Source organism: Candidatus Woesearchaeota archaeon, from assembly GCA_018303405.1.
Taxonomy (GTDB): Archaea; Nanobdellota; Nanobdellia; order Woesearchaeales; family JABMPP01; genus JAGVYD01.
This window is the reverse complement of record JAGVYD010000022.1, coordinates 1-11,610: the sequence shown is the minus strand read 5'-3', so window position 1 is coordinate 11,610 and position 11,610 is coordinate 1. Positions and strand designations below refer to the sequence as shown.

Below are 11,610 nucleotides of genomic sequence, written 5' to 3'. Positions count from 1 at the left end.
GTGGTATTTTTTCTTCTCCTCAATCTTCTTCCTGACAATGATGTAGCCGGCAGTGCCTGTGACCAATGCAAGCAGGATCGGGAGCAGCCACCACAGCGGAAAGAACCCAAACATCCTGTACATATAGAAGGGCTGCACCAATATTGCCAAAGCAGATGTTGTCTGGGAGGTATTCAGGTAATAGGCTGTAACATCAAGATTATAATCACCCAGGGGGAAAGTCTCATCAGTTGGAAAGCTCTTGATCAGTGTTTGGGTCGTATCCAGCTGCATTTCATCCTGCGCTTTTGGGTCATTGTGCAATTCCTCGCTTCCTTGGTATTTCAACGCATACTTCAGCGTGACATTAAATGGGTTGTTTGACAGAAGATTGTGCATGTTTATGCGAAAAGCAAGGGGCTTGCCGCGATTTACTTCCTTGTCAATTGCGGACTCTTCAAGATAAAATGATTCAATGTGCACTTTTGATGCAGAGGAAACAACCAGCTTCACAGGCAAGCTGTCAAAAAGGTCGCCTTTGACCTTGATGTCAGTTTCATATGTCCTTTTGCCGTCCGGGGCGACATCACCAACCAACACGACGCGCAAGGTCTGGGAATCGCCTGGATTTATTGTCAGCCGCGGCGTGCTGATCCTTATGACATTGGCATATTTCTCGTCAACCCCGAAATACAGGCTTGCTGTTGAACCACCCCGATTTTTTACATTGATGTCAATGTCCTCAAAAGTATCTGTCTGCACCACTTTTTCCAAGTTGCCCACTGAAAATTCAAAATCGCCCTTAATTTCCTGTGCCATGGAACACGGGATTGCCATTGCCCAAAGCATTATGATCAGGGCAAAAATGAGGGCACGTGGCTGCTTGTGGACATGTGCCTTATTCAGCAGGAGTCTTAGCGGCATGGCTAGGCAACCTCCTGGTTTAGCTGCTCAAGGTTTATTTTTGTGTGCAGTGCCTTGCATGATTCCAGGACCTCAGCCTTGAATTCAGGCGCAATGCTCCTGTAAATTCCCGTGATTGCGGTGTAGTCAGCTGCAGCCTCGTCCAGCTTGCGCTCCTCAATTTTGGACAGCGCTGAATTTATCAGGTTGTGGATGTAAAGAACATCAAGGCGATTATGCATTTCAGCCAGCTTTGCAAAGAATTGCTTTCTTTCATCCGGCTTTAACTGCTTATAGAGAACGCCGACTTCCTTATAGACACCCTTTGCCTCCTGGTAATTGCTTGCCTCAATGTCCTTATGCATCTTCAGAAGCATGTCCTCCATTATTTTCGTGTTCTTGGGCTTGAGAACAGCCTTCACAACGCTCAGCTTCTTTATGTCATCCATTGAGTACGCAACAAAAACAGCCAAAAGCACGATTATAACAAGTATTTCTATCATAAGCCTCGTGTCATCTATCTTAATCACGCTTTTCTTGAAAATATCCACAAAGGCAAGGCCGCTGATAAGATTGCCGCTGCTGTCCGGCACCTCCAGCTTTGCAGGCAGGACAATGGTCTTTGTATCCTCAACATCCTTAAGATCAATTTCTCCAGGAACAATGTAAACAAGCGTTGTGCTGCCGCTGAAGGCTGTCTTGACAACAGGGTCGGCCTTCACAACCTGCATTTCGAAACGGAAATCTATGCTGCCGGCATCTTCCCCTATTGTCTTGGGCACAACCTCATAAAGTTCCCCTTCCACACCCTCTTTTCCTGATTTTACCTCCTTGATAATTGCTGAATATTTCACTCTCTTTCCGGAAAACTGCTGGACATCATAGACCTTGGCTTTTGTTGTTATGGTTATGGCTGACTGCAAATCCGTGATGTCCTTCACCAGGCTGCTTATCTTATTCCTGTTTTTCTTTGTGTCTTCGAGGCCGAGCGTTTCCAGCACAAGCTGCTCTATGTCAGATTTTCCAGGGTACTTGACAAACTCAACTGTCTCAAGGACTGAAAGTGACTTTGGCGATTCCTGCATAATGCTGTTTATGGCGTCGATGAGCCTCTGGGTCTCAAGGTCCAATGCTGACTGGTTAAGCCTCCTCCATGGCAAATCATGCAGGTCCCTGTTTAGCCTTTGAATCTCTGTCTTGGCTTTTTCAAGCGCCTTCTTGAAATCTATGGCAACAGCAAGGTCTTTCTCTGCCTTGGCATAGCTGTCGACCGCGGCAATGGCTTCATCCAATTCATCCAGGAAATTCTTCGCAGCTTCATCCTGCTCGCCAAGCGCAGCTGTTGACTGAAGCGCAGGGGCACTGGAATTTATTGTGAAGTTCTGGGCCCGGCTTGAATTGAGGTTGCCGCGCTGGTCCCTGCACTCGACTTTCCAGAGATAGAACCTATTGTCTTCCATCCCGCTGATTTCCATGCTGGCTTGCTGGCCCGGCACTACATTTTCCGCTGTTGCCCAAAGCGCCCACCATGAGCCATCATCATTAAGGTATAGGGAACAATTCATTGCATTTTCGTCATCAGCCACAAATGCAAAATTAACAGTGGCGGAATTCAGGTTTTCACCTGGAGATGGCGAGGCAAGCGCAATTGTCGGCGCCTGAATGTCTATCTTATTTATGGAAACTTCCAGATAGCTATTTTCATTAAGGCTCAAAATGTCATAGGTTGGCATGTAGCCTTCTTTGCTCACGACCAGGGTATAATCATCCCTTGGCAGGATAAAATCAGCATGGCCTGATGAATCTGTGACTCCGCTATAGCCATCCAGGTTGACTGAGGTTCCCGGAACTGCCTGGCTTGTCCTGTTATCCTGGACAAATACCCTTACTGAATATGTCTTTCGGACAGTGATTGTCTTGGTATCGCTTCGCTGCCAAGGCCCGCTGAATATCGTCAGGTTGACATAGTATGTACCATTGTTCGCATAAACAAAATCAACTTTTTTTGCTGTGCTGTCCACTACCCTGTCCCCTTCAAAATCCCAGCTAAAGTCAACGCCTGTTGTGTTGCCGCTGAAAATTGCATTAAAAGCCACAGGCTCCCCTGCATTTATCGTGCTCCTGTTGCTGCTTATGGAAACAGCCAGCGGATTTTGCGGCTGGTTGCTTACAACCTCAAAATCTTTGGAGACTATCTCTATATTGCTGAAATAGTATTGCACCCCGTACACTGTATAAGTCCCTATGTTATCTGTGTCTGTAAAGATGTAGTAAGCCGGGAAGCCGGCCGCATCAGCAGAATAGCTTTCTGTGCCGCCAACAACTGTAATGGTCGCATTGGCGCCTGACCTTCCCCTGACCTCTATTTCAACCTGCTCGGTCTGGTTGTAGACTGATTTGTCAGTCAGTATTTCAAATGCCGTGCAGGGGCCGCAGGGGCCGCCGCAGTCGATTCCGGTTTCGGCAAGGCTGTTGTGGGAATTTTGCATTCCATCTGAGCAATTCGGGCCGGGCAATGAAGTGTTTGAAGCATTGCTGTTCCCCTGGCCTATAATGTTGAAATTGAACAAGTATGAATAGAGCATGCTGTTTCCCTGCTGGTCCGACACAGCAATTTGCAGTTCATTGCTTCCGGAAACCACGGTCAGGTTTAAGGTCATATTCCTGCTGGCAAAAATCATTGGCGTATACTCTGCGCCATTAATGCTGTAGCTGGCATTTGCAGACTCATTGAAGGAAAGCGCAATAAGTGTCCAGTTCACAGTCTGGTTGAACTCAGCCCCGGCAAGCTTTGGCGATTCATCTATGGCAGGCGGCCAGACATCGTCAACGGCAAAACTAAACTCAAGCATGTCGCTGATGTTCACGCCATTGTCAACAACAATGCTGATATTGTGTCCTCCATTTGCCAGAATGCCATCAGCCAGCTTGCCCTGCAGAATCTCCTTGTATTCCTTTTTGCCATTGCCGATCTCAAAATATGGCAAAATAAGTGACCCGTCATCCAGCGTATAATATGCTGTCAGGGTTTCTTTCAGGGAGAAATTTAGGAGAATATCCTGGCCATTTCCTAAAATTGTGCCAGGCAGAGGGCTATTAAGCGTCAGATTGTCGCTTAAGTTTTCAAGCGCCAGGATTATTGACGAGAAATGTGGCACGTAAATGTAAATCATCTTTCCAGCAAGTGATTCATCGCCATTCGCCGCGGAAACTTCCGTGACATAGCATAATTCATCTGCCCTGTATTCTTCAGAAACACTTTGGCACGGACTGAGCTTATGGCACGATGCCATGTCATCACAGTAATAAACGGAATCAAAGTCAACTGAGGAAACATCGATGGCGACTTCACCATAATAATCGTTAATGGCAAAATTATCCACCCCTTCCAGGCTGACAGCTTCCTGCACTGAAATGCCCCGCGATTCCAGCGTCCTGGCCACTTCATCCGGCAGTTCGCCAATCTGCATTTCACCTGCGTTGTCCCATCTGGGATTTCTTAAATTCTTAAGGCTGATTTGAACCGAAGCCCGGGGATTTTGGCTTGGAGCGTCCCCTTCACCGGATAATTGCCCGCCTCCAGGCGCGTTCCCATAGAAACTGATTTTCAATTCAACCGGCCTTGCCGAATCGAGTGTTGACAGCCGGGCCTGTGTTTCCTGGTCCAGAACCAGGACTTCAGCCCCTTCATTCGCATTGACTATTTCTGCAGCAAATTCTGCAGGGTCCACTGCAGCCTTGTCCTCGAAAAGGCTGTACATCATTATGTCGCCGGCAGCAACGTCAAAGTACACAGTCTTTGTGGCAGTTGCGCCATTCTCATTGGCTGTCACAGTTGCAAAATATTTTCCAGGCATGCCTATCAACGGATACCTGTACATGACAGGGTATTTTTCTCCGTCGTAATGGTACAGGACCTGCTGGACGTCATTGCCTATCAGCATGTCAAATTCAGGATGCCCTGCGGAAACCACATAAATCACTGCCTGCTGCCCAAGGGCATACTGCTTTGATGCAATTTCCAGCTGCAGTGAAATCTCATCGGAGTTCTCCTGATTTTCCTGCGGGAAAAGCGTGTCAATATTCACCAGGCTGCCGGGATTTTGGCTTTGGATGCCCGGCTCAAGCGAATTTGCTTTTTCTGAATAAAGTGCAGATGCCATAAGCAGCAATGCCAGCACGATAATTGCATAGGATGCATTATTTTTTGCAGAATTGCTGGCAAATATATTGCATGCAGGGTGTTCAATAGAAAATTTACTATTTGACTGATTCACCTTTCTGCCATTTTTGCATTTATTTTTGTTTTTTGTCGTCTTCATTGCCGTGTTTTTTTCCCCAGTGCCCCATAATTATTTTGCTCAACTTTCCTGGAAACATTCTTTTTTATCTCCTCAAGCTGGCTGAGAACATGCCTTCTGGCTGCAATTTCGCTGCCTTTTTTCAGCTCGTCCTCAATTTCATCCTTCAGCTTTTTCATGCGCATGATTTCAGGGTCATTGTACTGCAGCCATTTTTTGCGCACTATGCTCCTTATTTCCTCGCTAAGGTCCATGTAGTGCATTTTTTGGGCCCTCTTTTTTAATTCATTAAGAAGGGATTCGGGCATCTTGATTGTAATTACCTCGTTCCTCATTTTTTGCCGCCTGCGCCTGTTTCCTTGTCCAGGTTCGTTTCTTCTAGAAATTCCCTTGAGAATTCACGGATTGCCTCGGAACGGCTTTTGTATATTCCTTTCTTTACCAGGGAATCAAGCCACTCTGTAGTTTCTTTTGGCAGTCTCACTGTAATGGTGCTGATTTTCAATGTAATCCTATCGTATTACAAATGTAGTATTTATATCTTTCTGTAATGCATATACTAATATACGAAATGAATATAATTGTATTCTTAATGTAATCTTTATGTATTACTAATGTTGCTGTTGCCAGCATTGCCATATGTACGATTCGCTGGGGCATGGCAAATGGCCTGTCCCGAAAGTGCAGAAAGAACTCCGGCTATTCGATTAAGCCGTTTGAATTGGGTGTACCGGAAAACCTTCAAATAACGCCGGGAACAGATTATTCCCTGATGACCCTGACTCCGTTGAACTCAACAATCTCGCCAGAAACAGCATCAATCTTGACAATGATGTCCCCCTTTTTTAGGGTGCTATTGACTTCAGACTCCATATGGGCGATGACAACCCATTCCCTGCCTTCTTTATAGCTTGTGACGCTTTTCATAATCACCTGGCCAGGCATTGATGAAGTGTTGGTAGCCTCATCCGTGGTATAAAACTTGACCCTGGACTTGACAAACTCAACAGCAGATTTTTCAGCCTCTTCCTTGCTTACTGCCACTGTGCATGCTGAAAGCATCAGGGCCAGCATCAGTACGGGTGCAATGGGAAAACCCTTTCCAATCCTTTTTCGGTTCGCCATTTTATCCTGAGCTGTGGCCTGTTCAAGTTACTCAAATCGGCGGCAGGTGCATTTGCAAATATTGCAGCCCTGCTCGAGGCCAGTATAGGCGCTTTTTTCATAAGACATTTCCTGTGCCGAGCATTGGGACTTGCACCTGAACTCACAGGCTGCTTCTGTATCAAGAATGTGCATCACGCTGCCTGCAATCATCCCGCATTTGTCCTCGATTTCAAAAGTATGGTGCCTGAACATGAAATGATAGTCGGCATAGGCAATTAATGCAATAACCGCAAGAATCACAATCAACTGCGTAAGCCGGGATGCACGAGCGGATTTATTTCTGAAATTTGCCTTTTTTGAACCAATCCTTGACTTAGCCATTTGCCCTGCCCCTAAATTACAACTTTAACTCCTCTAAAATAGTTATTATTTTAGATTAATATTACAATGCTTATTAAATATTTTGTGTTATTTGCGGCCTTGCCCGAAAACCGAATTGCATTTTTCTCCTCTGCAACCCCGAAAAATGCTTAATCCCTCCGGGAATGGGCTTCGCAAAATTGATGCCCAAACTCACTTTTCGGGCAAGGCTGTTATTTGCCCCGTGTCCTGGGCATTTTTCGCCAATTGCTATTTTGCAGGATTCCTTACATTATTCTTATGCTCGTCATCCAGCGGCTCTGATTTCCAGCCTGAAACATGGCCATTGGCCGGTTCTCGTGGGCCAAAAAGCGAAGAAGTCAGTTTAATAACGCCTATAGCCATTATTATCATGCCTGAAAACCAGATAAGGGCATTTATGCTGTCAGAAATACCTATGCTTATCAGGTCTGAGTAGCCAAACAAGAAGCCGAAGCCTATAACCAGATAGCCGATGTGGTCTGTAAGCCGGTGCCCGATCAGCATGAAAAAGCAGCCAATCAATACAGTTGCTATAATCCCTCCCAATGTGATTATCGCATTGTTAAAGGGGTTGCTGCATTTGATTTCAGTGTGAGGCGAACTATTCTCTTCATATAATACAACACTTGACACCCCGCAATTGTAATATGCGGCAGCCACGGCATGGCCAATCTCGTGCATGCCAACGGTGCTCAACAGGCTAAATATTATCAGGAAGAGAACAGTGGCAAAATTTCGAAAAGGTGTCATAACTTTCCTCATTTTAGCATGGTTGCCTTCCTTGCCATAGATTGCCCCAATCCCCATCTTGTCTATGTCAAGGAAGATATAATACACCACCATGAACAGCAAGGCATCAGCTACAAAAAAATACAGCTGCTCCCTTCCCACTCCATTCTTCAGCAGAACCAGGAAGGCAACAGAAAGGATTGAATAGGCCAGCCCTATAATCCCTGCCTTCCTGATGTAATAGTCGGAAAATAGGGCAAGGTAAAGGAAAATAAACATCAGGAAGATAAACGATACCGCGTCGACGGCCTTCAATGGGTCCTGTGACTTGTAGAACCCAAGCAAAGCCATTATCCAATAGGCATTGAAGATGTAAATGCTCCTGCGATTCCCGAGTATCTCTCTTACAATGAAAAAAAGCATGATCGTGCGCGCGATGTTGAACCCCGTGAACATTGCCGAGATTTCCAACTGGTCTGTTTCCAGCATTCCAAGGCCCCATCCAAACTTCAAGCCGCCTTCAATCAGAAAGATAAATCCAGTCAGCGCCACAAGCCGTGCCAGGCCAAGCAAGCCCTCTTTCCGGTGCCACTTGGCGAACATATAAAAGCACAGGAAAGCTATGGAAACCCCCACTGAACCCCCAAGAACCTGCAGAATATCCACCATGCCTTTGGTCACCTCTGTGTGTTTTCAGCTATATGGGTATATTAATTTTTTCTAATTGCCACAGGTATTAGCGTATTAGCATTTTAGCTGCGCCGATATTGGCCACAAATCTTATTCATCATGGAGCATGGCTGATGCATCAACAGAAATTGCATTGGCACGCGTCCAATTAACGAAGCTCACATTCAAAGCTTTGAATAATGCCTGTGTATTCCTGCTTTGTCAGGTTAATGTCTTCAGGCCGAGAAACAAGCCTTATATTAACCATATTATTGCCACATTGCGTGCCGGCTGACAATGTTTCGAGCAGATTATCCCTTCTTTTGAGGCCATAACTGTACCATGAATGGTTGTTTAACTCATTGTAGGTCAAATAGCCATCAAGCTCTGAAATGTCAGGGATGTCGGTTCCAAGGTCTGTTGCCATCTCTTCCATCATGAGCTTCGGAACACTGCTCTCCAATGGAATTGCCATTGCAAAAAAGAGCACAGCATTCTTATTCTGGTCAACAAGGGCCCACCTGTCCGGCTGCTTTTCAGTTGTGTCATCCCAACGAGCAGGGTAGGATACTGAAAAACCCTTGATTTCATTATGGTATGTCCTGAAACCAGCATCCTGCTCAATTGGCTCAACCGGCTTATTCTTGCAGGCCGAGGCAAAGAGGAGCAAAGTCAAAGCTGAAAACAACATGAGCTTGGCAAAGCTGCAATTTTTGGGTGTCCAGTATAATAACCTTTTATGCGAAACCATGGGATTCCCTAATTAGCCGGCTTTTTTATTTCTTTGCTTATTGTGATGGAGGATTGCCATGTATGGACCAGGCGCTCTCGCTTGTTGAATGCGAGGCCAATCACTTCATTTAGCTTATTTCCACATAGAAATAATATGCAGTTGAGCTTGCGTAGCCCGGCAGGCCATTTTCCGGCACAATAAGCTGGAAGTCATAGGTCTGGTTGTTGTAGCCAAACACGTCATCCTCCAGGATAGAAGCGAAAACTATATCCCCATTGGCCGGTGTTGTGCCGTCATAAAGCACAACTTCCTCGAAAAGGCTGCTCTGCGCGCTGCTGTTTACATAAGTATGCACTGAGTAACATGTGTTGTTGCCAATATAATTTGTCCCAACATAGAAGCTTCCGTGCTCCTGCTGGCTGAAGGTTGTGGAGATATTGTCAACTGACTGCGTGTGGTTTATTGCCTGGTTTTCATTTTCCATGTTTGCCAAGGAAGCGCAGGCTATGTTTCCCCATGAGACTGTGGATGACTTCCTTGTTGCATACACTTCCCCGCTTGGTGAATTGGTGATCCAATCATAGATAGTGGCGCCTGTTCCATCCTCCAGTGTCAATGTACCGGTTACATTTCCAACATAAGCCTTCCACCTTGTGTTCTGGGTAGTTGCATTCAGCGTTACAGTTGTGATTGAGCCTCCGGTTGTGTTGATAATGCTTGCACTGTCAGGAGTCCCTGTCTGGTTTGACAGGTAGGAAATGGTCGGCCCCTCAGGCACTGCCATAACCTTAAAGGCAAATGCAAACAGTGTAAAAAATAGCACAACAGCTACAAGGGCTGGCAATGGCAAGAATGCCCTGTCTCTGGGAGGCGCTAAGCTGAGTTTCATTGCCCTCCCCTCCTGGCAATTTTTCTTTTTGCCCGGTGCACAGCAGTCCAGATTGTCCTTTGGTCCCTTTGCAACAGCCTCGCTATTTGGCAATATTTCAGGCTGTGGGCATTTTTCAGGTGGAAGCTAATGGCTTCAAGCACTCCGAGCTCCCTGTCCTGCAATATGTTCAATGGGATTTGTATTCCGGAATATGAGCCATTTACATGCATGTGCGGCTCGTCGCTGATATCCCCTTGGCTGATATCCCAGTTGGAGCCACTTTTCTGGCAGGCGTTTGAGTAAGTTCCCCAAATTGTTTTCTGGCTCCTTTCTGTAAGGAAGGCCAATTCATTATTTTTCAGTCCATATGCATCCTTAAGGTGCTTGATAATAGCCTCAAAGCTGCCAATGCCCTCAGAAAATATTGTCAGCGGAAATGATATGCCATCAATGCTGGGCCTAATCGCGGCCAAAATGTCATGTTCAGCAGCAGGCATGAAAGTATCATGGCCTGGCATAAAAGACCGGCCGCCAGCAAGATTGCCAAGATTGCCACTGGAAGAAGCAAGGCTAGATGAATCCCTCGTATCTGTTTCCCCGCTTGAGTTCAGTGAATTGTCCTTATCCGGGCCAGGCATATGCTGGCTTCTGACCAAGCACCTCTGCTTGCAAAATCCATCCCATTATTCCCATATCCATAATAATCATAAATGTGAAATTTCTCGTGTAATCTCCAAGAATTCTCATTATGTAAGTAATTTTCAGCATTTTTTTGAGATTTCTTTCATTCATTTTGCTTTCAATGCATCCTGACCGTCAATGCACAAACTGATTTTCTAATCTTCTCTTTGACCTAATCTTATTGTCCCTGCTATCCACTGAACTCTGACTCTATGGCCACTTGGCCTGCTTAGGCAGGCGCCCGAGAGGGGTTGTGCCCGGGCCGCTGGGCCAGGCTGTGGCTATTTGTCGTGTGGTCTTGTTTATGTCAACTCCACATAAAAGTAATAGGCAATTGATCCACTTGGCGCGGCTAGCCCATTTTCCGGAACAAGAATCTGGAAATCAGCAGTTCCGTTGTTGTATGACCACACATTAGTCTCGATGTTTGTCCCATAGATGACGTTTGTACCATCATGTATGACTATCTCCTGGAAGTCATCGGCTGAAGTCTGGGTCTGCCTGCTGTCATTCTTGAATGTCGATGTTGACCTGCAATTGCTCAATGAGGTACCTGCCACTGTAAAGGCTGTGTGCAAAGTTGAGTTAAATGTGGCAGTTATATTGTCATTCGGGTTGGCAGAATGGTTTATGGCAAAGTTTTCTGTTTCAATCTGCGGGACTGTTGCGCAGGCAACACTGGCCCAGGTAACTGAGCCTGCAGCTCTGGTTGCATAGACATATCCTGTTAGGCTTGAGGTGGGCAGGGGCCAATTGTAGATTGTATTGCCAGCGGCGTCGTCAAGGGTGAGGGTTCCAGTGACGTTTCCATAGTAGGCTTTCCATCTGGCATTGGTCTGGAGGGCAGCGAGGTTGATTCCGAAAATATAGCCTCCAGATGTATTCTGTCCAGTTCCTCCTGTATAATTGACTATGCTGGAACCTGAGGCAGATCTTGTTGTATTGCCTACAAGTGTCACTGTTGGTCCTTCTGGTGTGGCTGCGATGACTGTTCCAATCATCAAGCCCAATGTCCCAAGGATTAGCGCCAATAACGCCAATTCCCATTTTTTTTCCTCTTTCATTGCCTTTGCCATTTCGTTCACCTACCCGTCTATTGCGTTGAATACTATGGTCCCATTGCACTGGCCCCTCAAGCCAGGCGGGATTCCAATTTTCCAGTAAGTATTAGCTATTGATGGGGAATTTGCCTGTGTTGCTGAAACAAGGTTGAAGTTTGTCTCAGTCACGCCAAC

The 11,610-nt window shown here is 46.1% G+C and carries 12 protein-coding genes; all 12 read right to left on the bottom strand.

Features of this window, described 5'->3' with window-relative positions:
* Positions 1-903 (bottom strand): hypothetical protein (locus tag J4227_08035; GenBank protein MBS3110452.1); only part of this gene is annotated, 903 nt, incomplete at its 3' end.
* A gap of 2 nt (positions 904-905) precedes the next feature.
* Positions 906-5,045: a PKD domain-containing protein gene (locus J4227_08030; GenBank protein ID MBS3110451.1), complete on the bottom strand. Its 4,140-nt coding sequence runs from the start codon at positions 5,043-5,045 to the stop codon at positions 906-908.
* Positions 5,046-5,200: 155 nt separating this feature from the next.
* Entirely contained in the window at positions 5,201-5,518 is a 318-nt protein-coding gene (locus J4227_08025) for a hypothetical protein (protein MBS3110450.1), read from the bottom strand.
* Positions 5,515-5,688, bottom strand: a complete 174-nt coding sequence (locus tag J4227_08020; protein ID MBS3110449.1) for a type II toxin-antitoxin system ParD family antitoxin — start codon at positions 5,686-5,688, stop codon at positions 5,515-5,517. Before J4227_08020 ends, J4227_08025 begins: the two co-directional genes overlap by 4 nt.
* 257 nt (positions 5,689-5,945) lie before the next feature.
* Positions 5,946-6,308: a hypothetical protein gene (locus J4227_08015; GenBank protein MBS3110448.1), complete on the bottom strand. Its 363-nt coding sequence runs from the start codon at positions 6,306-6,308 to the stop codon at positions 5,946-5,948.
* 27 nt (positions 6,309-6,335) lie between these two features.
* Positions 6,336-6,671: a hypothetical protein gene (locus J4227_08010; protein ID MBS3110447.1), complete on the bottom strand. Its 336-nt coding sequence runs from the start codon at positions 6,669-6,671 to the stop codon at positions 6,336-6,338.
* Between the two features lie 249 nt (positions 6,672-6,920).
* Positions 6,921-8,090, bottom strand: a complete 1,170-nt coding sequence (locus tag J4227_08005) for a hypothetical protein (GenBank protein ID MBS3110446.1) — start codon at positions 8,088-8,090, stop codon at positions 6,921-6,923.
* A gap of 169 nt (positions 8,091-8,259) precedes the next feature.
* Positions 8,260-8,841 carry a hypothetical protein gene (locus J4227_08000; GenBank protein ID MBS3110445.1) on the bottom strand — a complete coding sequence of 194 codons (582 nt, stop codon included), beginning with the start codon at positions 8,839-8,841 and terminating at the stop codon, positions 8,260-8,262.
* Between the two features lie 109 nt (positions 8,842-8,950).
* On the bottom strand, positions 8,951-9,712 hold the full coding sequence (locus tag J4227_07995; GenBank protein MBS3110444.1) for a hypothetical protein: 762 nt from the start codon (positions 9,710-9,712) through the stop codon (positions 8,951-8,953).
* The gene (locus J4227_07990; GenBank protein ID MBS3110443.1) at positions 9,709-10,350 is read right to left on the bottom strand and encodes a hypothetical protein; all 642 of its coding nucleotides are present in this window, start codon (positions 10,348-10,350) and stop codon (positions 9,709-9,711) included. Before J4227_07990 ends, J4227_07995 begins: the two co-directional genes overlap by 4 nt.
* Positions 10,316-10,486, bottom strand: coding sequence for a hypothetical protein (locus J4227_07985; GenBank protein ID MBS3110442.1), 171 nt, complete (start codon positions 10,484-10,486; stop codon positions 10,316-10,318). Before J4227_07985 ends, J4227_07990 begins: the two co-directional genes overlap by 35 nt.
* Before the next feature lie 191 nt (positions 10,487-10,677).
* Positions 10,678-11,451, bottom strand: a complete 774-nt coding sequence (locus tag J4227_07980; protein MBS3110441.1) for a hypothetical protein — start codon at positions 11,449-11,451, stop codon at positions 10,678-10,680.
* Between the last annotated feature and the right edge of the window lie 159 nt (positions 11,452-11,610).